At 46.8% G+C, this 25589-nt stretch carries 17 protein-coding genes; 5 read left to right on the forward strand and 12 right to left on the reverse strand.

Going from position 1 to position 25589, the window contains the following annotated elements:
- Positions 1-2232, reverse strand: a complete 2232-nt coding sequence (glgB, locus tag Q4Q54_RS14975; protein ID WP_259482074.1) for a 1,4-alpha-glucan branching protein GlgB — start codon at positions 2230-2232, stop codon at positions 1-3.
- A gap of 114 nt (positions 2233-2346) precedes the next feature.
- Positions 2347-4773 carry a 4-alpha-glucanotransferase gene (gene malQ, locus Q4Q54_RS14980; protein ID WP_311988839.1) on the reverse strand — a complete coding sequence of 809 codons (2427 nt, stop codon included), beginning with the start codon at positions 4771-4773 and terminating at the stop codon, positions 2347-2349.
- Positions 4774-5378: 605 nt separating this feature from the next.
- Here malQ and Q4Q54_RS14985 point away from each other — a divergent pair.
- Positions 5379-6008, forward strand: coding sequence for a peptidylprolyl isomerase (locus Q4Q54_RS14985; protein ID WP_311988840.1), 630 nt, complete (start codon positions 5379-5381; stop codon positions 6006-6008).
- A gap of 127 nt (positions 6009-6135) precedes the next feature.
- Here Q4Q54_RS14985 and Q4Q54_RS14990 read toward each other — a convergent pair whose 3' ends face one another.
- The 6 genes from Q4Q54_RS14990 to betI form a co-directional block, all read right to left on the reverse strand.
- Positions 6136-6612, reverse strand: coding sequence for a MarR family winged helix-turn-helix transcriptional regulator (locus tag Q4Q54_RS14990; protein WP_006080852.1), 477 nt, complete (start codon positions 6610-6612; stop codon positions 6136-6138).
- Between the two features lie 102 nt (positions 6613-6714).
- Entirely contained in the window at positions 6715-7419 is a 705-nt protein-coding gene (locus tag Q4Q54_RS14995) for a TorF family putative porin (RefSeq protein WP_311988841.1), read from the reverse strand.
- A 14-nt stretch (positions 7420-7433) separates the two neighbouring features.
- On the reverse strand, positions 7434-8651 hold the full coding sequence (locus Q4Q54_RS15000) for a BCCT family transporter (RefSeq protein WP_311988842.1): 1218 nt from the start codon (positions 8649-8651) through the stop codon (positions 7434-7436).
- Positions 8652-9040: 389 nt separating this feature from the next.
- Positions 9041-10726, reverse strand: coding sequence for a choline dehydrogenase (betA, locus tag Q4Q54_RS15005; protein WP_311988843.1), 1686 nt, complete (start codon positions 10724-10726; stop codon positions 9041-9043).
- A gap of 9 nt (positions 10727-10735) precedes the next feature.
- A complete protein-coding gene (gene betB, locus Q4Q54_RS15010) occupies positions 10736-12199 on the reverse strand; it encodes a betaine-aldehyde dehydrogenase (protein WP_012588213.1) in 1464 nt (487 codons plus the stop codon).
- The gene (betI, locus tag Q4Q54_RS15015; RefSeq protein ID WP_006080847.1) at positions 12190-12795 is read right to left on the reverse strand and encodes a transcriptional regulator BetI; all 606 of its coding nucleotides are present in this window, start codon (positions 12793-12795) and stop codon (positions 12190-12192) included. Before betI ends, betB begins: the two co-directional genes overlap by 10 nt.
- Positions 12796-13405: 610 nt before the next feature.
- Here betI and yiaY point away from each other — a divergent pair.
- From yiaY to Q4Q54_RS15030, 3 genes are all read left to right on the forward strand, one after another.
- On the forward strand, positions 13406-14554 hold the full coding sequence (gene yiaY / locus Q4Q54_RS15020) for an L-threonine dehydrogenase (RefSeq protein WP_311988844.1): 1149 nt from the start codon (positions 13406-13408) through the stop codon (positions 14552-14554).
- A gap of 860 nt (positions 14555-15414) precedes the next feature.
- Positions 15415-15780 (forward strand): hypothetical protein, encoded by a 366-nt coding sequence (locus Q4Q54_RS15025; protein WP_006080845.1) that lies wholly within the window; start codon positions 15415-15417, stop codon positions 15778-15780.
- Between the two features lie 289 nt (positions 15781-16069).
- Positions 16070-16276 carry a hypothetical protein gene (locus Q4Q54_RS15030; RefSeq protein WP_006080844.1) on the forward strand — a complete coding sequence of 69 codons (207 nt, stop codon included), beginning with the start codon at positions 16070-16072 and terminating at the stop codon, positions 16274-16276.
- Positions 16277-16356: 80 nt separating this feature from the next.
- Here Q4Q54_RS15030 and Q4Q54_RS15035 read toward each other — a convergent pair whose 3' ends face one another.
- The 3 genes from Q4Q54_RS15035 to aceB form a co-directional block, all read right to left on the reverse strand.
- A complete protein-coding gene (locus Q4Q54_RS15035; RefSeq protein ID WP_006080843.1) occupies positions 16357-16725 on the reverse strand; it encodes an acyl-CoA thioesterase in 369 nt (122 codons plus the stop codon).
- 534 nt (positions 16726-17259) lie between these two features.
- Positions 17260-18585 carry an isocitrate lyase gene (gene aceA, locus Q4Q54_RS15040; protein WP_012588215.1) on the reverse strand — a complete coding sequence of 442 codons (1326 nt, stop codon included), beginning with the start codon at positions 18583-18585 and terminating at the stop codon, positions 17260-17262.
- Between the two features lie 140 nt (positions 18586-18725).
- Positions 18726-20375 (reverse strand): malate synthase A, encoded by a 1650-nt coding sequence (gene aceB, locus Q4Q54_RS15045; RefSeq protein WP_311988845.1) that lies wholly within the window; start codon positions 20373-20375, stop codon positions 18726-18728.
- 859 nt (positions 20376-21234) lie between these two features.
- Between aceB and Q4Q54_RS15050 the strand changes: the two genes are divergently transcribed.
- Positions 21235-23700 (forward strand): TonB-dependent receptor domain-containing protein, encoded by a 2466-nt coding sequence (locus Q4Q54_RS15050; RefSeq protein ID WP_311988846.1) that lies wholly within the window; start codon positions 21235-21237, stop codon positions 23698-23700.
- Between the two features lie 91 nt (positions 23701-23791).
- On the opposite strand, the gene Q4Q54_RS15055 is transcribed toward Q4Q54_RS15050, so the two are convergent.
- Entirely contained in the window at positions 23792-25561 is a 1770-nt protein-coding gene (locus Q4Q54_RS15055) for a monovalent cation:proton antiporter-2 (CPA2) family protein (protein ID WP_006080839.1), read from the reverse strand.
- Positions 25562-25589: the final 28 nt, after the last annotated feature.

Here is a 25589-nt window from a genome sequence, read left to right on the forward strand (position 1 = left end):
CTAGTTCGCCTCAGCCAATCCAGTTGCAGGCCCTATCACTAGGCAACCCAAGGGCGGCACAGTGATCAGCGCGCTCTGCGCCATGCCCTGCCACGGCAGCGACTCAGCAACGACAGTGCCCGCATTACCTTGGTTACTGCCACCATAAATCTGGCTATCGCTATTCAGGTATTCGCGGTAATCCCCCGCCAAGGGCAAACCAATACGGAATCCAGTGTGCAATTGGGGCGTCATGTTGATAACAAACACTAACGGCGCATCACCCGCTAACCCGTAACGCACAAAGGTAAAGATGCTATCGCGGCTATTTTCACAATCTAGCCAACTAAATCCTGCCCCCTCGTAATCTTGAACTGATAAAGCAGGCATGGCTTGATATAAGTGATTGAGATCTTTAAGCCAACGTTGCACACCTTGGTGCGGTTCATAAGCCAATAAGTGCCAATCTAAACTCTGGTTATGATTCCACTCATTTCGCTGACCAAACTCGCAGCCCATAAAGAGTAATTTCTTACCGGGATGCCCCCACATAAAACCGTAATAGGCACGCAGGGTCGCAAATTTCTGCCAATCATCACCGGGAATTTTATGCAGCAACGAGCCCTTGCCATGAACCACTTCATCGTGACTCACGGACAACATAAATTGCTCGGTATAGGCGTACATCAAACTGAAGGTCAATTGATGATGGTGGAATTGGCGGTAAAGCGGATCTCGGCCTAAGTAGCTTAAGCTGTCGTTCATCCAGCCCATGTTCCATTTAAAGCCAAAGCCGAGACCTTGCTGATCCGTCGGCTTAGTCACCCCCGCAAAAGCGGTGGACTCTTCGGCGATCATGCAAATGCCGGGGAAAGCTTGGTACAGGCGTTGATTCAAAATTTGTAAGAAACTAATGGCCTCAAGATTCTCCCGTCCACCATAGGCATTGGGCAGCCATTGGCCCGGCTCGCGGCTGTAATCGAGGTACAACATAGAAGACACGGCATCGAGACGCAGGCCATCGAAATGAAACTCCCGCAGCCAATAACAGGCATTACTCAATAAAAAGCTGCGCACTTCACCGCGATCATAGTTATAAATCAAGGTATCCCAATCGGGATGTGTGCCCTTGCGAGGATCTTCATGCTCATACAAACAAGTGCCATCGAAACGCACTAAGCCGTGGGGATCCTTAGGAAAATGCGCCGACACCCAATCGAGGATGATACCAATTCCCGCCTGATGGCAGGCATCCACAAAGGCTTTTAATCCATTGGCATCGCCAAATCTGTGGGTCGGTGCATAGAGACCCACTGGCTGATATCCCCACGAACCATCAAAGGGAAACTCGCTGATCGGCATCAGTTCAATGTGGGTAAAACCTTGCTCCTTCACATAGGGAATAAGCTGTTCAATCAAGTCTTGATAATCAAGATATTGCTCGCCTTGCTCTCCCTTACGACGCCACGAACCTAAGTGCACTTCGTAGGCCGACATGGGCGCTTTATGCCAAGCTGTCGCCGCTCGCTTACTCATCCAAGCAGTATCATTCCAACTGTGATGGGCTTTTGGGGGCACGATAGAAGCGTTATGGGGTGCGCATTCCATTTGAGTCGCCATGGGATCGGACTTGGTATGACGCTCACCATTTTGATAAACCAAATCAAACTTATAGTGGGCGCCTTCAACCACATTGGGTAGAAATAGCTCCCACAAACCATTGGCAAGATGTTGGCGCATTACATGGCGAGTATCGTCCCAATGGTTGAAATCCCCCACCACAGAAACCCGTTTGGCATTGGGTGCCCACACACAAAAATGCACACCTTCAACGCCTTGGGTCTGACGCCAGTTGGCGCCTAAAAACTCATAGGCGCGCTCGGCGCTGCCTTCACCAAACAGGTAAATATCGTCACTATTGAGCAGTGAATCAAACTGATAAGGGTCGACTATATCTAGCTGACACAGGGGGTATTCTACCCGCAGCAAATAGAGAAACGGTTTGACGCGTCGCCCCAGCGTACCGGCGAACAATCCCTGCTCGTTAACTTTGTCCAGACTAGCTACTTTGCGGCCATCTTTAATGCTGATCACATCCACACTGAGGGCATTGCGTAAAAAACAACGAACAATTAATGCCTTACCCTCGTTGGCACTGTGCATACCCAAGAGCGAAAAAACATCAGTGTATTGACCATTAAGTAGGGCGACGTCGGCGCCATCGTAGAAATAAGCATTGGCTTGAGTCATCATTTTTCTTCCGTTTATCAGTCAATTAAACTTGCAAATTGGCACTCTTTATCCGCATAACACCTCCTAATTATCGAACCTTTAGGGATGGCATAATGTGGCACTGGATCAGCAGCATTAACTCGGTAGCTGTCTCGCCGCAGCGATATTTTGTAATCGCTGCAGTATCTCTGGCGAAGCCGACACTTGCGTTAAACTCAAAGGTAAGCGACGCTGCCAGTTAGGATATTCGAGCCAAGTGCCGGGAATGTTCACCGCATGGCGATCGGCTAATAAATCACACAGTTGCACGCTGTACAGCGCACTATTGCCGCGAGCCCCTAGGGTCATCCAAGCCGTGAGCAAGGTTTGAATATCGAGTTCTGCTATCGCCGCCTCGGCTAACAGACCTTGAGCGACTAACAGTGAAATAAGCTGCTGCTTTTCATGCTCCCGCCCAGCCAGCGCCTCACCCAATTGGTCGTCAGTTTCAAACAGGGATAACTGTCGACGCAGGTGCAAATCGCTGCCACACCACCAAGCTACTAAAGTCGGTACATCGTGGTTCGCCAGCATCATCAGGCTCTGGGACTTGTATTGAGCCGGTGATTTAAAGCCTTGATGGTCTTTGCAGAAATAGAACAATTCGTTGGAGTAAATGCCAGAAGTGTAGAGACGATGAATAATGTCCGGTGGCACTAGCCCTAAGTCTTCACCAATCACCACACAGCGGGCGCGTTGGCTCTCAAGGCAAACGATGGCGAGCAAGGTTTCGACGGGATAATACACATAGGCACCCTGGCCGAGTTGTTTATCCAGTGGCCACCACCAGAGGCGCAGTAAGCCCATCACGTGATCGATACGCAAGGCGCCACAGCTTTCCATATTGGCGCGGATCAAGGCGATAAAATGACTGAAATTATGTTGTTTTAACTTCACCGGATCGAGGGGCGTTAAGCCCCAATTTTGCCCTTGGGGTGCAAAGGGATCGGGCGGTGCGCCGATACTGGCATTCAAACAAAACTGCTCGGCATTGGCCTGTACTTCACTGCCCTGCAGCGCTGCGCCAACGGCCAAATCACGGATTAATCCCAGCCCCATGCCCACTTCTTTCGCTTTTAGCTGACAGAGGTGTAACTGGTTTTCGGCCACAAATTGCAGGTAAAGATAGAAACCTTCCTCTTGTACAAACGCTTTTGGGCTACGTAAGTATTCCGCTTGAGCAAACTCTTGCAGCGCAGTGCCCTGCTCACGCACAAACTCATGGAATCTTTGCGCTCTGGGCGTGTCGTTTGCTAAATGGGTTTCACAAAAAACGCGATATAACTGCTCAAAGGCACGGTATTTGAGCTCACTCACCTTAGGATAATCGAGCCAATTGTCACGATTCAGTAAGGCGATGGCCTCTATCCAAGTAGCGCTTGAAAATTCAGTGGTAAGTGCTTGGTATTCAGGAACGCTTTGTAATTGAATATAAAGAGGATTGAGTCTGCGGCGATCGCACGGACTATAGGGACTCGGATGCTCTGGCGCCGCAATGTCGAGGGCATGCAAAGGATTGAGTTGAATGAAATCCGCGCCCTGCGCCGCCACCAGCGTGATCAGTTGTTCTAAATCGCCAAAGTCACCTATGCCCCACTGGCTCTCGCTGCGTAAACTGTAGAGTTGAACGCTGATCCCCCAAGGTTTATGGCGCTTACCTTGGGCGACAGCCGTGAGTACGCCTTGATAAGCGGCCCGCGGTGCCACCATTAAGGTGCCAGAAAACAAGGTGCTGGTATCAGCCTCAGCCGTCACACTGCTCTGTAGCGACGAGCTTGGCACTTGTGCACTTATCTCTAGGGCATGTTTTAAGCTTAAAGCTATACGATGAAAGCCCAAACCTAACACAGAGAAATCACTCGCATTTTTGTCAGCTGCATGCGCAAATGAGTCTTGGTTTTTGATTAAGGCTGGGTTGTTAGTGAACTCTTGGCTGCTCAGGAAATAAGACGCTAAATTCACCGCCTCAGTCTCAGCGGGCATTGAATGTTCAGGGGAAGCTTGGGTCTTGGCCTCAGCTAAATCGAGGCGTGCTAATCCCAGTTGCGTAAGATCAAGGCGATAATGGAGATAAAGCGTTTGTTCAATACGGTAATCGCCAATCGACTTAAGCGCCGAGAAAGGCACATCAAATACGATAGACTCACCCTGTTCGCATTCAATCGCCACACTCAGATCTGAAGTATAGGTTTCGGGTAAACAAAGGCTTATCCAAGGTTCATCCACAAAACACCAATGGAATTCGGGCAACACCTGAGTCCAAGGACGGGCATCCAGCAAGTCAATTTGTAAGGCGATCAGCGCTTCGGTCAATACCGCATCGACGTTAGTCAGCTCAACATCACTCGATAACGCCTCTGTAGCAGAAGCATCAATGGCAGTCCCTGCCAAAGTGTTTTTTTCCTGTAACATACAGGTCAAGATACCTTGTCTGTCTACCTCGGAAATATGGATCTCTTGGCCAAAACAATCAGTAAATTCTGCTCCAACCCCCCGCAAATACAGCAACTTTTCCAGCCCCATATTTTGTCGCCCCCGCGACCGCTCATCCATAGCTTTAGATATACAGTAACCATGCCAACCAAAAGTAACAAGAAGATGACATAAATATTTCAGGGAAATAACAAAAAACTTTTTCAAAAAATCAGTAACTTACTAGAAGCACTCAGTTAAGTTCGCGCGCAGTGACAATCGAAATAATAAACATGGAACGCACCAACTTGGGGCATGCGTTCAGCAAGAGGGCAAGCATGCTTCTCAAGGCCTTGACGAAAAGCAGTCACGAGAGGCAGTTACAAAAGACAAGCACTAAGCAGGGAACTAAGGCATAAAAATAATATGACAGGCGTAAGACATTTATATGTCATAGCATTCGAACTAAAACCCAATGAATAAGACCCAAAACATATCGACTAGGGAGTTCGGTGCAACACTTTGTATCAATTGCACTTTATAACTTGAACAGCCTATCTCTCCTCTGTCAACATCTCATCTCGCTACAGCGTAGAAACATAATAACAACATTACATTCATGGAGCCTGCTATGCCCTCGCTTATCCGCCAGAGGCTCGCTCGATGGAACGCTAAAGCAGAAACTCCCCAATGATGATTGAGAATAAGGATATGAAATGAAGAAGTTATCAGGATTACTGTTTGTCGGCTGCATAGCCTTAACCGGTTGTGAAGGAAGTACAGATGGTGATCTAACGCCGACGCCACCGACGCCCGATCCCACTCCGCCAGCCTTAGCTGCGGATGTGTGTTATTTAATGAAAACCACGAAAGGCGATATCACACTCGCCATTGACTTAACTAACATGCCAATCACAGGTAAAAACTTTAAGCAGTATGTTGATAAGTCTTTCTATAACGGCACCTTATTCCATAGAACCGTTAATAACTTTATGATCCAAGGCGGCGGTTTCACCACAGGGCTCAAAAGCAAACCAAGCGATGCCCCCATCAAGAATGAAGCCGCAGTCGGTATTAGCAACAAACGTGGCACTATCTCCATGGCTCGCACGGATGACCCTAATTCTGCAACATCACAGTTCTTTATCAATGTGTTAGATAATCCACATTTGGATGCGTCTGCGAGCAATTATGGTTATGCCGTGTTTGGCAAAGTGGTTGACGGCATGGATGTGGCGGATCAGATCAGCATAGTACCAACAAAAAACAGCGGTGGTTTCGCCAACACGCCAGTACAAGAAATTCTGATTAACTCTGTGGCTCAAACCAGCTGTCCAGCTGCTTAAGCATGTAAAAGATGCACTGCCAAACGACATAGAGTTAAAAGCAAAAAAGCACTGAAGATTCAGTGCTTTTTCATTTTAAAAACGAATCGATATTAACGTCTAATCATTTAAACCATGATCTAAACGATTACTCGTCGCCTTGGATCTTCCCGACCAAGAGCATAGGCGCCGCATCAATTTTATCGGCGTCCATCATAGTCGCGATACGCTCAACGGCAGAGAGCAATTGACTCTGCTCCCATTCTTCAAGATTCTGATAACGCTTAATAAAATGATCCTGTAACGGTTTAGGTGAGTCCTGTAACAGTGCTCGGCCCGCATCGCTAAGGTATAAATGCACCTTACGTTTATCAGTCTCACTGCGCAAACGGATCACTAAACCACGGCCCTCGAGTCGATCGATAATAGTCGTCACAGTCGCAGGGCTGAGGGTAATTTCTTCCGCCACAGTTTTCGCCAATGGCGCATCCAATTGGGCGATTTTCTGCATCACCATCAATTGCGGCCCAGTTAAACCTGAATGTTTGTTCAGCTGACGAGAATGAATGTCGATAGCGCGTATCACTCGACGCAGCGAAATGAGCAATTGTTCATATTTTTCCATCGTACTTTGCATTCTCCCCATTCTAAGCAACGAGTGCACCTTACCAGAAAGCGCGACTGAACTCACCAAGAGGAGGCACTTTTATGGTAAAAGTCCCTTACATTACAACATGAATTGACGCGATACCGACAACACTAGGCGCTCGTCACTGGTATCTAAGTTCATGCTGGTATCTTCTGCGGCGAGGCTGAAATCAAAGCCGCTCCAACTGGTCATATAGGCAATGCGATAGTGATTAAAGGATTTGCCGCCATCCCATGACCATTTGTCTTCATCGAGTGACGTCGAGCGGTCAACACTGAAGCGAATATCATGGCCCTCGGCAACGCTAATCGTATGGCCGAGCAACATAGTGTAATGTCCGCCGCCCAAGCCAAAGTAGTCCCATGTGTAGGTTAACTTAGCTTCAGAGTGGCCAAGGGAAGTGTCGTAACCTAGCTTGCTATACAGCTCAGGATAGTTGTACTCATCAGAGAAGGAATCGCCGTGGTAGGTGTAATAGGCCAGCCCGACATCGAGACTCAGTTGCTTGTTCAGTTGATAATACTTACCCGCATAGGCATCGAGCTCTAACCAAGTGTCATCGCTGCCACCAAAGTCGACGTTCGAGGTGAAGCCGCCCACGTACCATCCCGAATCAAAACCGTAATCCAGACTGCCTTGCAGTGCTGGGCCGTTGTCCGTTTGGCTGACACCGTTAAAAGTGTAATCCGACGTCGCCGTCACAGTGGCCGATAATCCGGCATTCGCCGCAGTCGACATCAATAACAATCCGCCGGCGACAAGATAAAAACATTTTGATTTCATTATTAATTTTTCCATTAGTTAGCTAGCTCAATTTTAGTAAAGTCGATTTTGTTCTCTTTTGGCGAGCGCTCAATGGCACGAACTGTTTGCAATTGCGTCATCATGATGTAACCAAAACAGCTAAAGATCAGGCCCAGTGCGATTGCACCAACCCATTGAATTTGAAGAAAGTCTAATTGAAAGAGTAATGTCAGACTGCAGAGCAACACTAAGTTAAAGCTGACATATTTAAGCTTGCCTAAACGCTCAATCGTCAGATTAAGATTGTCGGTATACAGGCGTACCAGTGAGTCGAGTGAGTTAATCACAAAGGTCACCCCTACAATCACCATCGCCAGATTATAGAAGCCCGAGGTATCTAACCCATTGGCGCTGTAGTAATAAAGCACGGTGAACCAGATAGCGATGGGAATAGACGGAAACACCATCATGGCCAGCAGCACTTGATAGGTTTTCATCCCGCCGACAAAGCGCGAGGTAAATTGACCAATCATAATGCTCCACGCAAACCACCAGAACAGATAAAACTCATGGTAGTCGTTGATGGGTAACACAAAATGTTGAATATTGCCGAAGTAGTCGCCCAGCATGGCAAAGGTCGTAAAGAACTCGCCCACACTTGAGTCAGCCGATAAAAATGCACTGGCCCACATCATGGCAATCAAGCCTAAAAATAACCAAGTGCTGGCTAAGCTCAAAATACGCACATAACGTATGCTGGTGCTGGAATACACAGCCGCGGCAATCACCAAAAATACGATTAAATAAAAGCTACCGACTATGGTTTCGCCATCACCTAATTCGGGTAAGTACCAGGGCAAATTGCTTAATAACAAATAGGCGGTAAAGGCACAGGTACCAATAATCACGATATTATTGATGAACTTGACCAAAGGAATGTCGAAGAACTTCACCCTAGGTTCAATCACACAAAAATAGAAGCAGGTTAAAAAGTAGAAACCCCAAATTAAGAAGGCCCAAAAGCCAAACTCAATCGCCAGCGGATTGGTAAAGCCGTACTCGGGACTCGCCGCCACATTGGCATAGCCGGCAAACTCGGTCAGCGGAAACATGATCAAGCCGACATCAAGGCCAGAGGTGAACAGTATCGCGATAAAGGTAAACGTACGCACAGGCGTCACACCGATACAGCGAATGTTACCCCAGCGATAAATCACAAACGCAATCGCGGCAAAAGTGAACAGTATCCCTGCGGATAATAACCAGATCATAGGATGCACTCCGTCCCAGTCGATACTGAATATAAGTAGGCATGAGGATATGAATCCATAAAATGTAACTCCATGTTTTTATTTAATAATAAAAAACTGAATCATTTTTAAAGGCAGCGCTCTGCCCTCAAGCCTTAAATATCGCTACTTAAAAAGCGCTCTGCGATAGTTAAACCCTGATAGATGTTCAGTCGTGAAAGTGATCATTTGCACACTCACTGCGGGCTGACCGACCCTTTAGATAAAATGAATCATGACCCTTATTTTGAGTAATCAATTAATGAGTTTTGAGTCATCAATTAATGAGTCACTTAAAATTGAAGCCGCCAGTCCATCGATAAGACGGACCGAGCAGGCATGTTGTGCACTTATGGCGTTAACTTGTACCGTTAACTTGTCGCTGTGCTTCTTTGTGTGGTTTGCCAAGCGTCGGCAACCACAACGGCGGAATTCGCCGGCGCTAACATCTCAGCCTCTAAAATCATATCCGCGGCGCGTTCAGCCAACATTATGGTCGGCGCGTTCAAATTGCCGTTCGGGATAGTCGGGAAAATAGAAGAATCCACCACTCGTAAATTCTGCAAGCCGTGCACGCGGGTTTCAGGATCCACCACCGCCATCGCATCTGTACCCATCTTGCACGAACAAGAAGGATGATAAGCACTCTCAACCGATTGACGCACAAAGGCATCGATTTGCGCATCGGTTTGCACTTGTGTGCCGGGTTGAATTTCCTCACCGCGATACTCATCGAATGGCGTTTGATTGATGATCTCACGGGTTAAACGCACGCAGGCTCTAAAGCCTTCAATATCATCGGGATGCTGTAAATAATTGAACAGGATCTTAGGCGGCGCTTTAGGATCTGCCGACACTAAGGTCACGGCACCACGGCTTTTAGGCTTGTTATGGCCTACATGTACCTGAAAACCATGACCCGCAAAGGCTTCTCTACCATCGTAACGCATGGCCGCAGGTAAAAAGTGGTACTGCAAATCTGGCCACTCGAGACCCGCTTTTGAGCGAATAAAACCACAGGATTCAAAGTGATTTGTGGCCCCTAGGCCAGACTTATCTAAGATCCACCGTGCACCGATTAAGAACTTGCTGAAAGGATCTAACTTGCCATTGAGTGAAATCGGTTTAAGGCATTTGAATTGGAAATAAAACTCTAAATGATCCTGTAAATTCTGACCGACACCGGGCAGCTCATGTTGTAACTCGACCCCTGCATCGGCCAATACTTGGGGATCGCCAATGCCTGATAATTGCAGCAAATGCGGCGAACCTATTGAGCCAGCAGCTAAAATCACTTCTTTATTACAACGAATATCTTCAACTTTGCCTTTGTGCTCAATGCGAACGCCAACGGCCGCTTGCCCTTCCAATAACACTTTATGCACTAAAGTGTGGGTCAACACGGTAAGGTTACGTCTGGCCATCGCCGGGCGTAAATAGGCATTAGCGGTAGACCAACGCACGCCTTTTTTGACCGTCATGTGCATAGGGCCAAAACCTTCTTGCTGCGCTGCATTATAATCGGCGGTCGATAAATACCCCGCCGCGATGCCCGCATCCACAAAGGCTTGGTATAAGGGATTTTGCATCTGGTTGCCGTTATTCACGCCTAACGGCCCAGACTCGCCGCGATACTCATCGCCACCAAAGGCCCAGGTTTCTGCCTTTTTAAAATACGGCAAGCAATGGCTGTAATCCCAGTTGGTCGCCCCTTGCGCCTGCCACTCATCAAAGTCTCTGGCATGACCACGGACATACACCATGCCGTTAATCGACGATGAACCGCCAAGCACTTTGCCCCGAGGACAATGCATCTTGCGATTATCTAAATGCGGCTCAGGCTGCGTCTCAAACTGCCAAGCATATTTAGGGCTGTTCATCGGAATCGATAACGCAGTCGGCATCTGAATAAAGATGCTCTTATCGCTGCCACCGGTTTCTAATAACAGTACTTCGTTTTTAGGATCCTTAGACAGACGATTAGCGAGCACACACCCTGCAGAACCGGCGCCGACTATGATGTAGTTATAATATTTTTGCTGGAGTGAATGGGCCAAAATGCCTCCTTAAAATGGGCTTTCTAAGGGCTGTAGACCCACGTAAACGGCTTTAACTTGGGTGTAATGCTTGAGTGTCTCGCTACCGTTTTCACGGCCAATACCCGACAACTTATACCCACCTACCGGCATTTCGGCTGGCGATGCACCATAGGCATTGATCCAACAAATACCCGCTTGTAACTGATGAATTACCCTATGAGCACGGCTGATATCTTGGGTGAACACCCCAGCAGCTAAGCCCATGGCGGTATTGTTTGCCCGAGCAATCACTTCGGCTTCATCTTTAAAGGTGAGTACCGACATCACAGGGCCAAAGATTTCCTCTTGGCAGATGCGCATCTCGTCGGTGCAATCGGTGAAAATGGTTGGGGCGACAAAGTAACCATTGGGAGCATTTTCAGGCGTTAACGCTGTGCCACCAGTTAGCAGAGTTGCGCCGTCATCGATACCTTGCTGAATATAATCGAGCACTTTTTGCTGATGATCTTTGGAGATCAACGCGCCAAAGTTAGTCTCTGGCGCCATAGGATCGCCCACCACAATATTGGCTTGGGTACGGGCGAGCAGCTTCTCAATAAAGTCTTGATAAACCGACTCATGGACAAACACTCGTGTCCCATTGGTGCAGACTTCACCTTGGGTGTAGAAGTTACCGAGCATGGCACCTGAAACCGCATTGTCGATATCAGCATCGTCAAACACGATAAGCGGTGATTTTCCACCGAGTTCCATAGTGACGTCTTTTAATGAACTTGCCGCCGCCGCCATGACTTTCTTGCCAGTACCGACTTCACCAGTGAAAGACACTTTGGCAATATCCGGATGTCCCGTTAACCAAGCGCCAACCTTGCCATCGCCCATCACGACGTTAAATACGCCATCGGGCAAACCCGCCTCACTTAAGAGTTGCGCTAATTTCAGTGCGCCAAGCGGCGTTTCTTCCGAAGGTTTAAAAATCATCACATTGCCGCTGGCTAAGGCAGGAGCGGCCTTCCAACAGGCGATTTGTAATGGGTAATTCCAAGCGCCAATACCAGCACAAATGCCTAAAGGCTCACGGCGGGTGTAATAAAAATCTCCACCGACTTGCTGCTGCGCGCCTTCAAGCCCAGGGGCGATATGGGCGAAAAACTCGATGGCATCTGCTCCTGTAACCACATCAACCACTGAGGCTTCTTGCCAAGGTTTACCTGTGTCGCGCACTTCGATTGCCGCGAGTTCATCATTACGATCGCGCAATAATGCGACCGCGTTTAATAGAATACGACTGCGTTCGGTGGCACTCATGGCAGACCAAATCGCAAAGCCTTTTTTGGCGCTCTCGATGGCTGCTTGCTGAATTTTCTCATCAGCCACTTGCACTCGGTACGCCAATTGCCCTGTGGCAGGATTGACGACGTCGAAGGTTTCGCCGCTATCGTTAGCGAGCAACTGACCCGCAATAAAGTTGTACTGTACTTCTACTGACATGTTTTGACTCCATGCTGCTTTATCACATTGTGGATAAAGGTTTTGCATAATTTTTCGGCCTGAACAAAATCCTGTTCAGGGGTTTCACTTAAGGCGCTGCGTAACCAAAATCCATCGATCATCGCCGCCGTTTGCTCAGCAGCCATCAGGGCAAACTCTTTGGGCAACACGTGCCGAAAGGAAAAATGTAAGTTGCTGTATAAGCGGCGACTATTAATATTCTGCAAACGGGCTAACTGGGGATCGTGGACGGCCTGTGCCCAAAAACTCAGCCAAGTGTGAGTGACATTTCGTGAGCGCTGTAACTCGGTAAAATTCGCTTCAACTATCATCATTAAGCGCTCTGTTGGCGCCAACACTTGTCCTTGGATTCGATTGAGCAACGCCTGCTTTAACTGCTCGAGCAAGTGGCGTAGCGTCGCTTGGATCAAGCCCTGCTTACCACTGAAATAATGACTGATGATCCCCGACGACATCCCCGCCAACTGACTAATGCTGTTGATGGTCGTGTGCTGCAATCCATGCAAGGCAACCGATGCTAATGTCGCATCGATAAGCTGCTGTCTGCGTATCAATTTCATTGCGGCTTTAGGCATAAATACTCAAGGAATAACTACTCTCTCAATACTCTGAACGACGTTAATTGAACGTTCAATTAACAATCATGATAATGATTAGTGATGTAACTATCAACCTTAAATGCCACAGTGACAAAGATCACAAGTTAGTTATGCAAAAAAGAATTAATGTGTAAAAACAAGATAAACGTATAGATTCCTTTGACTTACGGCCCTACCACAACCACAGCAGCACGCATAAATTAATATTAGATATCAAACTAATTAACTGGAGTTAATGCTACAAATGAAAGTATTAATGAGGTTTAACCTCTGTTAGATTTAACAATTGAGCCGTCAAATGTTAGCTAAAAAGTGGGATGAAAAGTGAGATAACAAGACCAGTAAAAAACACACAAAAATGATGCGCCATCACGGCGCTCCCCCCCAGAAAAACCATATCGTACGCCAACACTAATACCCGTCATAAAAGTCCGAAGTTTAGTTACCGAGTTCCAACTTTAGTGGGAAATTGCCCCCAGATAAGCGCCGAACTCGATCGAGCTCACACTTTCACTACCTCCAAATTGGTAGCTTGATCACCAGAAAAGAACACAACTTAATCTTTACAAGCAAATAGGTGGATTTTATGGCTGCTAAATTTTTTATTCCTTCTGTCAACGTGTTAGGCCAAGGCGCAGTGGATGACGCTATCGGTGACATCAAAACCTTAGGCTTTAAACACGCTCTCATAGTGACAGACAAACCCTTAGTCAAAATTGGCTTAGTCGGTGAAGTGGCCGAAAAACTCGGTCAAAATGGCATTACCTCCACCATCTATGATGGCGTACAACCTAACCCAACCGTGACGAACGTCGAAGCCGGTTTAGCCCTGTTAAAAGCTAACAATTGTGACTTTGTGATTTCACTCGGTGGCGGATCACCCCATGATTGCGCCAAGGGTATCGCCCTTGTTGCCACCAATGGCGGCAGCATTAAGGATTACGAAGGGTTAGATCAATCCGCAAAACCACAATTGCCGTTAGTGGCCATTAATACGACGGCAGGTACTGCCAGTGAAATGACGCGTTTCTGTATCATTACCGACGAAGCCCGCCACATTAAAATGGCGATTGTCGATAAGCACACTACGCCTTTGCTGTCGGTCAATGACCCTGAGCTCATGCTGAAAAAGCCTGCGAGCCTCACGGCCGCAACCGGTATGGATGCACTGACTCACGCGGTTGAAGCCTATGTGTCTATTGCTGCCAACCCGATCACCGACGCCTGCGCGATCAAGGCCATGGAATTGATTCAGGCTAACTTAGTCAACGCGGTTGAAAACGGTCAAGATATCAACGCCCGTGAACAAATGGCCTACGCTCAGTTCTTAGCGGGTATGGCGTTTAACAATGCCAGCTTAGGTTATGTGCATGCGATGGCGCATCAGTTAGGCGGTTTCTACGATCTGCCCCACGGCGTGTGTAACGCCCTGCTGCTGCCCCATGTGCAGGAATATAACGCCCAGGTCGTCCCTGCTCGCTTAAAAGACATTGCCAAGGCTATGGGCGTGGATGTGTCTGCGATGACAGATGAACAAGGTGCCAGTGCGGCGATAGCGGCAATCAAAAAACTGTCTGTTGCGGTTAAGATCCCTGAAAACCTGACCTTATTAGGCGTGAAAGCGGAAGATATTCCAACACTTGCGGATAACGCGTTAAAAGATGCCTGTGGATTCACCAATCCAAAACAAGCGACCCATGCGGAGATCTGTCAGATCTTCACTAATGCGCTATAGTTGCGCGCTGTAATCGCCATACTTTATCAATCGCAAGTTATCGCACAGCAATCGTGCGCTAACTTGCTGGATAACGGCTGATTGTCCTGCTAGTGCGTAAACACGACTTCATCCTCCAATGAATGCGTTTTGGGCTCCAATAGTGCACAGAATATCGCTGCACTATTGGGGCCTTTTTTATACCGGTATCGACAAGATGGTGAGGTAAGTTACTATCTTAAAAATTGAGCAACAAAAACCAACATAAAACTCAGTGCCTATGCACCTTTGCACTGACAAAACACTCACAAATCTGCATATTCAAGTAGAAAGGATCTGAACCTCAAATATTCATAGCAAAATGATATAAAAAACGTGATCTCTGTGGGTTACAGACTGTTACAGATCCGATAAGATGACCCCAGTTCGCTTTTTCCCTGCAAAAGATGAAGCCAGCTGAGAGGCCCGTTCTAACGAATGGGCCTCTGTCCATTCTGCCTTCTGCGTTTCCTCTGCGACAACTTATGCTGCCACTTAATCGTATTACGCCCACCAAAGCTTAATTAACCTATTTACTCCGCTGTTCACTCTTTTTATCACTTACACTCAATAAGACTTACTGACGACCAAGTTGTTGCTTTATTAATCAGTAATTCAGCAAAAGCGAAACTTCACCCAAAACTGAGATCTAGCACAAAGTTATTGGCATAAAACTCATGCTAAATAGAGACATGACAGATTAAGTAAATGGTTAATTTTCATGCAGTAACTATCCTTCTCCGTCAAAAAACATCAAGGCTAAATAGACTTAATTAATGATTGACCGAATTCAAAAACGATGCCTATGATGGCAACAATATCCTCGAACAGGTAGGTACGCTATGACTGCAATCACCCATGTATATAACTACACAGTTAGATGTCCACATTACAAAGATCCTGAACATCCCGTTACTTGGTTAAATCATATTGAAATGAACCAGTCCTGTGAAATCGCGTTAAATCGCATCACTAAGTGGCACGAGCTTTCTGGGGATAAGTCCTTCGAAACAAATAAGTTTGTGGTTCGTAAAGCCGAAAATGAAGATGCTTACTTCTCAATGCAGAGTGACAGACTCAAAAATGACGGCCATGCCTTAGTCACCTTTAAAATCTTTTTAGATGATTGCTGTGACGACGCTGCACCGGAAGAAATCATGCAGCACCTGATTGAAGACTATCAACAACGCTTAGCCAAACTCGAATAATCTTTGCAGTATTATTTAGCGACCTTAGACGCCAGTGCGCAAAACGCCACTGGCGTTTTTATTTACTGAATTCATAAAATTTAAACTCCGACGTCATTTAGCCCTATCCGTTCCACACCTCTTGCTCAAACTTGCCTAACGACATTACGACAACGACTCGGCAGATACTGGTGCCATAGCGTGATTCAGCTCAAGATCTGTTATATTGTCCCGAATGTTATTTGGCACTGTAGAAATGGCAGGGCTCAGTAAATTGAGTTACGAACTTAAATTGAGGATTAGCATCACAATGAATAAAGCGACGCTCATTATTATTCCTTTATTACTCGCTACATCCGCCTGTGCGGATTTAAAGGATGCAGGCCGTGCTATCGGCACAACCACTAAAGATGTCACCACTGAGATAGGCCACGCGACTCGAGACACCACCAAAGCCATAGGTCATGCCTCGCGGGATGCCGTCAAATCGGTAAAAGAAGATTTAACCAAAGACTAATCAGAGTGACGCCTAGGCGTCACTGTCTGTTTTAAGTATCTTATCTATTCAAACGTCACGCATTTCAAGCGCCACATCCACTAAGCCGCATTCGCCCGAATACCGTGGGGCACAGGCAATCCTTGGGCATTCACATGCACAAACACCATCTTATCTATGCTCACCACTGGTGCCTGCGTCATCTTATTGCGCACTTGGCAGCTGACAGTAATCGAACTGTGGCCGAGGCTCACCAGCTCCAGACCAAACTCAATTACATCACCTTGATGCGCTGGCGTCATAAAGTTGATTTCAGAAATCAGCTTAGTCACATGGCTGGTGCTCTTCATCTGGCAGGCAGCGAAAATCGCGGCCTCCTCGTCTATCCAACTGAGCAACTGACCGCCAAACAGCGTATTTGCTGGATTTAAATGTTCAGGTTTAACTAAACGGCGACTGTAATATTTCATGGCGGTGACCTCAATGTGAATGCCAACAATCAGCTTTAATGCGCTATAACTTCCCACTGTATTCAGAGCATTTTTCAGGCCACAATTGATAGCCATTAAATAACAATAAGATAGCAATAAGCTTCTGTAAAATAATCTGATTATTGCACCAAGTCGCATCAGAGTTGCACCATATTAATCAGCGCAATAGTGAACCAATAAGCAAAAAAATAGCGACTCATAGAGTCGCCAAGCTAAGGCAAGCAAAAACTTACTGGGTAGGAAGTTAAGTCACAAAATTTGACTTAAAAACCCGCACAGCACATGTAGGCGAACTGCACGGGGAACAACAGCTGCAGAGCAGCTAAACACAGGCTTACGGGTAACACTCTTTCATACTCGACTCGATATTTAAGCTGCAAGCTCGGTAACTCATCACAGTCCGCCCTTGCCCTCTATTTCGAGTTTTTAACCACGCCTCACCACACATCGGCATAAGGCGTGCTGAGGAGTGATCCACAATCACAATGGATCATCCTAAGCGCTGCTTACTGCTTAAAACTGCTCTTCTTCGGTAGAACCTGTCAGTGCGGTCACTGATGAATGGCCACCTTGAATAACCGTAGTCACTTGGTCGAAATAACCTGTGCCCACTTCCTGTTGATGCGCGACGAAGGTGTAACCTTTCTTCGCTGCAGCAAACTCAACTTCTTGAACTTTCTCAACATAATGCTTCATACCTTCGCCGCGCGCATAGTCGTAAGCGAGGTCGAACATGTTGTACCACATGTTGTGGATGCCGGCTAAAGTGATGAACTGGTACTTGTAGCCCATGTCTGACAATGCTTGTTGGAAGCGCGCGATAGTGGCGTCGTCTAGATTTTTCTTCCAGTTGAACGAAGGCGAACAGTTATAAGCAAGCAGTTGATCTGGGTACTGAGCATGAATCGCTTCAGCAAAAATACGCGCTTCTTCAAGATCCGGTTTAGCGGTTTCACACCAAATCAAATCTGCATAAGGGGCATAAGCAAGACCACGAGAAATCGCTTGGTCAAGACCGGCTTTAACACGGTAGAAACCTTCATTGGTGCGCTCGCCAGTCACGAAATCACGATCGTATGGGTCGCAATCTGAAGTTAACAAATCGGCCGCGTTAGCATCGGTACGTGCGATAACCAGTGTATCGACACCGCTCACGTCCGCCGCTAAACGTGCAGCAACCAGCTTTTGTACCGCTTCTTGGGTTGGCACTAATACTTTGCCGCCCATGTGACCACATTTCTTCACTGAAGCTAACTGATCTTCAAAATGAACACCGGCAGCGCCCGCGTCGATCATCGACTTCATCAGTTCGAAGGCATTTAATACGCCGCCAAAACCCGCTTCTGCGTCAGCAATGATTGGCAAGAAGTAATCAACAAATTTTTCATCTTCTGGATTAACGCCATTGCCCCATTGAATTTGGTCAGCACGGCGGAAAGAATTATTGATACGGGATACCACAGCAGGTACTGAGTTGGCTGGGTATAAAGATTGATCTGGGTACATAGTGCCGGCTAAGTTAGCATCGGCAGCCACTTGCCAACCTGAAAGGTAAATCGCTTCGATACCCGCTTTCGCCTGTTGTACCGCTTGACCGCCCGTTAACGCGCCGAGCGAATTCACGTAGCCTTTTTTAGCGCCGCCGTTAACCAGTTCCCATAACTTAGCCGCACCACGCTTAGCGATAGTATTCTCAGGCACGATTGAACCGCGAAGTGCTACCACTTCTTCTGCGGTGTAAGGACGACGCACGTTTTTCCAACGTGGGTTTTCTGCCCAATCCCGCTTGATTGCATCAATCTGTTCTTGACGTGAAGTCTGAGTCGTTGCCTTAGTCATAGTGTCGCTCCTTTATCTTTGATGTTGTAGCTAGCGTGAAACTGCCCCCCAGTTTCACTCTGCTAAATGGTTTGGTTGGCGGTAGCCCCGCCACGGCTAAATCTGTTTTACCTAAAACGGGTCAAGCAAATGGGTTCATCCTAGGCTGTCAGCATTTCGTAACCGGGTAAGGTTAAGAAATCGACCAGCTCGTCGGAGGTGGTAATGTCTTCGAGCAACACCGCCGCTTGGGTGAATTTGCCATGGGTGAATCTGTCGCTACCCACTTCTTTTTTCACGTTCGACAGCTCTTCAACCAACATGTCTTTAAAGAGTTGCTTGGTCACGAGTTTGCCGTTTGACAACGACTTACCATGTTGGATCCATTGCCAAATTGAGGCTCTAGAAATCTCAGCCGTAGCCGCATCTTCCATTAAGCCGTAAATAGGTACGCAACCGTTGCCGCTGATCCACGCCTCTAAATACTGCAGTGCGATACGAATGTTCAGGCGCATCCCCTGTTCAGTGCGCTCACCGTCGCAGGTTTTAAGCAGTTCGCTAGCCAGAATTGGCGCGTCTACATCACGGGTAATATGTAATTGATTACAGTGATCTTGGCCTATGTATTCGTTGAAAATCCCCATAGCGGTATCGGCAAGACCTGGGTGCGCCACCCAAGTGCCATCGTGGCCGTTACGCGCCTCCAGTTCTTTATCTCGACGAACTCGCTGCAATACGGCTTCGTTCTGAACCGGATCTTTGGCTGGAATAAAGGCCGCCATGCCGCCCATCGCTAACGCACCGCGTTTGTGGCAGGTCTTAATCAAGAGTCTTGAATAAGCGCTTAAGAAAGGCGTATCCATAGTGACGGCTTGGCGATCCGGTAAGACTCGGTCGCTATGACGCTTTAATGTTTTGATATAGCTGAAGATGTAATCCCAGCGACCACAGTTCAGCGCGACGATATTGGAACGCAGCTCGTAGAGGATTTCGTCCATTTCGAACACGGCCGGTAACGTCTCGATCAGGCAAGTACATTTAATCGTGCCCGCTTGCAGACAAAATCTTTCCTCAACAAAAGCAAATACTTTTGCCCACCAGCGCGCTTCTATATGACTTTCTAACTTAGGAATATAAAAGTATGGACCACTGCCCTTGGCCAAAAGTTGGCGATAGTTGTGGTAGAAATACAGTCCGAAATCAAACAGTGAGCCAGGAATCGCTTTGCCGTTAAACTGCACGTGTTTTTCTTTAAGGTGCAGACCACGAACGCGGCAAATAAGCACTGCCGGATTTGGTCCTAATTTGTAGTGCTTACCTGTGTCCGGTGCTGTGTACTCAATATCACCACGCACGGCATCGCGTAGGTTGATTTGACCTTCGACAACTTTTTCCCAGCTCGGTGCTAAGGAATCTTCAAAGTCGGCCATAAACACTTTGGCATTGGCGTTGAGCGCGTTAATCACCATCTTACGTTCAACGGGACCAGTGATTTCTACGCGGCGGTCAAGCAAGTCATCGGGAATACCGCGAATTTGCCATGCACCATCACGAATAGCGCGGGTTTCAGGCAGAAAGTCGGGTAATGCTCCTTTATCGATACGCGCTTGCTTATCTTTACGTTTAGCGAGTAAGGCGGGTACTTCGTCGGCAAATTCACGACAAAGGGATTCGAGTAAGGCGACAGCCCCTTCGGTAAAGATGACTTCTTGGCCTGGAATGTCACGACCCACAATATTAAGCGTGGCATTTGCTGTAGCTTTACCCTGTGTCGAATTCAATTGCTGTTCACTCAAAGTGTGTTCCGTCATCTTGATGCCCTCCCAAGAGGCTCCACTATCACAGGCTTAACGCTGACATATAAAGCAGTAGCATCCCCAATCACTACGGCTTATAAACTCACCAAAAAACCATCAAATGTTTGTTTCGAACTAAAACTTACCGACAAACGTTTGTATTTGCAACAGTCCAAGATTGACAAAAACGAGCATTAGCCTTAGTAAAATCCATGCTAGAATTGGTCTGACCAAGCACACAAATCAAATCTAAACACTTAATTAAAAAAGGATTAAACATTTGGATCACATTTAGTAATCCAAGCTAAATGTAATTTGTCAGACAACTTTACCAACTAATACGCAACGTAATTATTTACGTAATTAAATAACTAAAAGTAAACTTATAAATACAGTATTTTTATCCTATTAGGCCTAAGTAGAAAATACTCGATGTTTTGAACTAACCTAGAGGGAAGCAAGCTAAATCCATATAAATCATGATGATAATGACTGCGACCATCACCAATAATTTAAACGGCCGTTTCATTTTGACGTTTACGTAAACGCAATAACGACCGAATGTAATACCAGCTAAACGCTAGGTTGCGTTTCCCGATCAACAAGGTGGGATGTGATGGTTAACTCAAAAAATAAATCACTTTTTTATAAAAAAAATGAAACAAATTTGAAATTACAACGGGATGGAGCGTAAAACCGCCCTTTTATAACGTTTCTCTCTTGCTAGAACCCATTACTGGTTTGCTCATAAAGATGTTTTTTGCAGCATTCATTGGCAGCACTGCACAATTCGACAATAAATGCTGAAACATTTGTTGCCAACTCAAATGCAAATCATTACTATTCGCGACCTATTTATTTGGGGGAACCATTAATGAAACCATTTCGTTTGTCGCTAACTGCACTCGCCTGCCTTTCTGTTTTATCGCAAACCGCACACGCCGAAGCCAACTCGACATCAGCAAATGCTGAAGCCAACGTTGAGCGCATCACGGTTTATGGCAGACAGAACTCAGTAGTGAAGAATTCAGGGCTGGCGACTAAATCCGACATGTCTCTTATGGAAACCCCAGCAGCAGTAGTGATTGTTGACCAAGAGCTGATCGAAACCCAAGGTACAGATAATCTGCAGGACTTGATCCGTAACATCAGTGGCGTGACTCAAGCGGGAAATAACTATGGCATTGGTGACAACATAGTCATCCGTGGTTTAGGCGCAAATTACACCTATGACGGTATGTATGGCGGTGCAGGCCTAGGTAATACCTTCAACCCTACGCGCTCTTTAACCAACGTTGAATCCGTTGAAGTATTAAAAGGCCCAGCGACTGGACTCTATGGCATGGGAAGTGCTGGCGGCGTGATCAATCTGATTGAAAAGAAACCGCAGTTTGAGTCAAAGCATAAGTTCAGCGCCGAAATGGGCCAATGGGACACCTACTCCCTTGCTCTGGATAGCACGGGCGGCCTGAGCGATGATGTCGCCTACCGTTTAGTCGCCAAATCTGGCCGCAGTGATGGGTATCGCGATATCGGTACAGACAGAGACGAAATCTATGGCGCCTTAAAATGGGTATTAAGTGATAGCCAAGATTTAATGCTTTCAGGTGCTTACATAAAAGATGCTATTGCCGTTGATTCAATTGGTCACCCGATTCGGATTTACAATGCAGAATCTGTCGGCGGTAAGAGCGCGGGCGAGGTCACGTGGCAAGATCTGGTTAATGATCCCAACGGTAATGGTCTACAACTCACCGATGCACAGCGTCAGCAGTTAGCGGCCTCGTTGTCGGGCGCTGACGGCTTAACCCCCTATTCGTTTGGTGATGCAGGGCTGATTTCACCCATGGCGAAGGACAATGAGGGTGAAGAGTTAAGATTTAAACTGACCCATAATATCTATTTCACTGACAATTTGTTCCTCAATCAACAATTGCAGTATCGCGACTACACGTCAGGTTTCGCCCGCCAAACTGGCGCCTATAACTACGTCTATTGGAAGCGTAACATCAAGATTAAAAACGTTCTTACCGACGTGATTAACGAAGAGCCTAGATCACCATTAGTTGAAAATGGCGCACTTTATCCTTTTGCTGCAAGACGTCAGGAATACCGTAAAGTCGATGCCGACGAAACGTCTTGGCAGTACTTTGCCGATCTACGTTATGACTTCCAAATTGGCAATATAGACAATGAATTATTGGTCAATGCCAACTATGAAGACCGTAATATTCGTTTCCAGCAATATTCTATCTTCGATGCCGATCAAATTTATAAAAATAAGGATGGAGAAATTACTTATCAAGGTTCCTTGCCTTATATTTACGACATCCGTAATCCTAATTGGGGCACAGGTAAGTTTGAAGACTATGACCCACTCAAAACTGCTAACTATGACAAAAAGGTCAGCGCTTGGGGCCTAGGTGTACAACACGTGGGATATTTAGGACATGGCTTCACCACGCGTGTAGGTGTCGCATTTAACGAGATAAAACAAAGTTATGAACACTTAGGCCTTGATCCTCGCTACAGCATTAGCCAATCCCAAGCGACTCCAGAGGCCGATACCACAGATAACGGCATGACCTATAACTTAGGCTTGACCTACATGCCAATAGAGGATTTGTCATTCTTTATCAATCACTCAAAGGGACGCACCGCCTACAGTGTGCTCGATGCAGTAAAAGATAATGCTACCAACCGAGATGATTCAGAATCGATTAGCAATGATTTAGGTATGCGCTTTAAGGCATTTGAGGATCAATTACTGGGCTCACTGGTATTGTTTAAAAGCTCGCGCACTAATGTCGCCTATAACAATCCTGATTATACCAATGGCATATTAACACCTAACATCCCAGTGTATTTGTACAATGGCAGCGAAGACACTCAAGGTATTGAACTCGATCTTAATGCATATATTAATGAGGAGTGGCGCCTTAACCTCAACGGCATGTATCAAGATGCGAATGACAAACAGAATCCTAAGGATGGAGATAACTATGAAAACCAGCAAAAAGGTGTGCCTTATGTCAGCGCCAGTGCTTGGGTTACCTACGGCGCGAATTGGTTTGCGCTACAGAGTCCAATCGAATTAAGCCTAGGAGCAAAATACGTTGGCGATCGCAGCACGCACTCTAGCTCATTTGGAATTCCAGACGGTTACGTGCCTAGCTATACCGTCGTTGACTCGGCGCTGAGTTACAGCACTGATTCTTGGAAAGTCCAGTTTAATATCAATAATCTATTCAATAAAGACTATTACAGTAAAGCTATGTTCTTAGGCGGTATGCCGGGTGAAGAACGCAACGTCAAACTGCAATACAGCTATAGCTTTTAACACCTAAACATCAGCGTTAAATTTGATGTTTTAAACCAATAAAAAGAGAGCATTTATGCTCTCTTTTTATATCCAAATCAAAGTGACAACATTAGCTCACATTCTCCCTATCACCGCGCATAAGGGATTCCAACTCTGCCTTACCCTTATTCGATAGATTGATTAACGTCGCTAAATCATTCTGATGAGCCGCACTGGCAATCACCAGTTTCTTATCATGCTCAGCAAAGATTTTTACCCGCTCGTTGGCTTGTACCTGAGATAAACCTAAACCTTGAAGGATCTTCTCGCTGGCCGATAGCGCCGAGCCAAAGGTCTCACGAAAGACATCTGTCACCCCAAGGCTCATCAAACGATAAGCATGGTTACGATCCCTTGCCCGCGCGACTATGTGAATATGGGGAAAATGGGTTTTCACTTGCTGGGCGATTTCGATGGAATCCTCAACACTGTCAACAGCCAGCAATAACAAACGCGAGCGCGCGATCCCCGCCGACATCAACATGTCTAAGCGTCTGGCATCACCAAAATAGACCTCACCCCCATATTTGCGAATAACATCCACATGGCTCGCATCCTTATCCAAGGCGACAAAGGGGATCCCAGAGGAGGCCAAAATACGCCCGGTTATCTGGCCTACTCGGCCAAAACCGGCAATCACCACTTCCGATTCAGTGACATTAATCGTATCAGGCAGGCGAGTGTCCACCACCTTGGCCTTAGTTGCGCGAAACAGGGTAAACAATATCGGCGTCACCGCCATAGACAAACCAATCGCCAACACTAGCACTTGCGCAATTTTATCGCCGACAATGCCAGATAACTGCGCTTGGGATAACAGCACAAAGGCAAATTCACCGCCTTCGGCAAGGATCAACCCCAATGCAATACTCGGTCGCCATTTGTGGTGCCGAATGCGGCCCAGCACCATCAGCACAAACGTTTTAATCAGTAACATCGCCATCAAAATACCTAAGATAAGTAGCGGATCTGATATCAATAATTTCAAATCCATACTCATACCGACCGCCATGAAAAACAGCCCAAGCAATAAGCCTTTAAAGGGTTCGATGTCGGTTTCAAGTTGATGTCGATAACTTGAGTTTGCGAGCATAATACCCGCCAAAAATGCCCCCATACCCGCAGAGAGTCCAAGCCACTCCATTAACTCAGCGCTGCCCATTACGAGCAATAACGCAAAGGCGGTGAGTACTTCACGCACCCCGCTGCTTGCGACTAACTTAAGGAGTTTTGGCAATAAGTATTTGCCCACTAACACAAACCCTACTAGGGCTAGACACGTCCAGTACCAAGGCACGGCATGATGTTCAATCTGCGCCGAATTAGGCGCCAAATATGCCGTCAGCAGCAACATAGGGATAACGGCAAGATCTTGCATTAACAAGACACCAAAGGCATCACGCCCGAGTGGGGTTGTGAGCAACCTATGTTCACTCATTAACTGCACAGCAAAGGCTGTCGATGATAAAGATAGCGCGGCGCCAACCACTAAAGCTGCGTCAACAGACAAGCCAAAGCCCCAAGCCAAACCACCAATCGCAGCCCATGATAACAACAACTGACCACTGCCTAAACCAAAGATAGCACTGCGAAGTTCCCATAATTTACTTGGATTTAATTCGAGTCCAAGTACAAACAACATCAGCACTACACCTAACTCGGCAAAATGTAATACAGCAGCAGGATCAGAAACTAAGGCCATGCCGCCAGGGCCTAAAATGATGCCAGCACCTAGGTAGGAAAGAATCGGGCCGGCGCCAAAACGTTTACCCAAAGGAACAAAAATAACCGCCGCCAATAAAAATAGCAGCACCGACGTGAGTAAACTCGACTGTTCCATGAAGGCTCCAACGGAAAAAGGAATGCGC

The sequence above is a fragment of the Shewanella sp. SP2S2-4 genome, from assembly GCF_031932025.1.
Taxonomy (GTDB): domain Bacteria; phylum Pseudomonadota; class Gammaproteobacteria; order Enterobacterales; family Shewanellaceae; genus Shewanella; species Shewanella baltica.

Bases quoted from the DNA above. Each gene is read 5' to 3' on its own strand.
- glgB (WP_259482074.1), bottom strand. From the start codon at position 2,232: ATGATGACTCAAGCCAATGCTTATTTCTACGATGGCGCCGACGTCGCC.
- aceB (WP_311988845.1), bottom strand. From the start codon at position 20,375: ATGACGGAACACACTTTGAGTGAACAGCAATTGAATTCGACACAGGGT.
- Q4Q54_RS15025 (WP_006080845.1), top strand. From the start codon at position 15,415: ATGACTGCAATCACCCATGTATATAACTACACAGTTAGATGTCCACAT.
- betB (WP_012588213.1), bottom strand. From the start codon at position 12,199: ATGTCAGTAGAAGTACAGTACAACTTTATTGCGGGTCAGTTGCTCGCT.
- aceA (WP_012588215.1), bottom strand. From the start codon at position 18,585: ATGACTAAGGCAACGACTCAGACTTCACGTCAAGAACAGATTGATGCA.
- Q4Q54_RS15055 (WP_006080839.1), bottom strand. From the start codon at position 25,561: ATGGAACAGTCGAGTTTACTCACGTCGGTGCTGCTATTTTTATTGGCG.
- malQ (WP_311988839.1), bottom strand. From the start codon at position 4,773: ATGGGGCTGGAAAAGTTGCTGTATTTGCGGGGGGTTGGAGCAGAATTT.
- Q4Q54_RS15030 (WP_006080844.1), top strand. From the start codon at position 16,070: ATGAATAAAGCGACGCTCATTATTATTCCTTTATTACTCGCTACATCC.
- yiaY (WP_311988844.1), top strand. From the start codon at position 13,406: ATGGCTGCTAAATTTTTTATTCCTTCTGTCAACGTGTTAGGCCAAGGC.
- Q4Q54_RS15000 (WP_311988842.1), bottom strand. From the start codon at position 8,651: ATGATCTGGTTATTATCCGCAGGGATACTGTTCACTTTTGCCGCGATT.
- Q4Q54_RS15035 (WP_006080843.1), bottom strand. From the start codon at position 16,725: ATGAAATATTACAGTCGCCGTTTAGTTAAACCTGAACATTTAAATCCA.
- Q4Q54_RS14995 (WP_311988841.1), bottom strand. From the start codon at position 7,419: ATGAAATCAAAATGTTTTTATCTTGTCGCCGGCGGATTGTTATTGATG.
- Q4Q54_RS14985 (WP_311988840.1), top strand. From the start codon at position 5,379: ATGAAGAAGTTATCAGGATTACTGTTTGTCGGCTGCATAGCCTTAACC.
- betI (WP_006080847.1), bottom strand. From the start codon at position 12,795: ATGCCTAAAGCCGCAATGAAATTGATACGCAGACAGCAGCTTATCGAT.
- Q4Q54_RS14990 (WP_006080852.1), bottom strand. From the start codon at position 6,612: ATGGAAAAATATGAACAATTGCTCATTTCGCTGCGTCGAGTGATACGC.
- Q4Q54_RS15050 (WP_311988846.1), top strand. From the start codon at position 21,235: ATGAAACCATTTCGTTTGTCGCTAACTGCACTCGCCTGCCTTTCTGTT.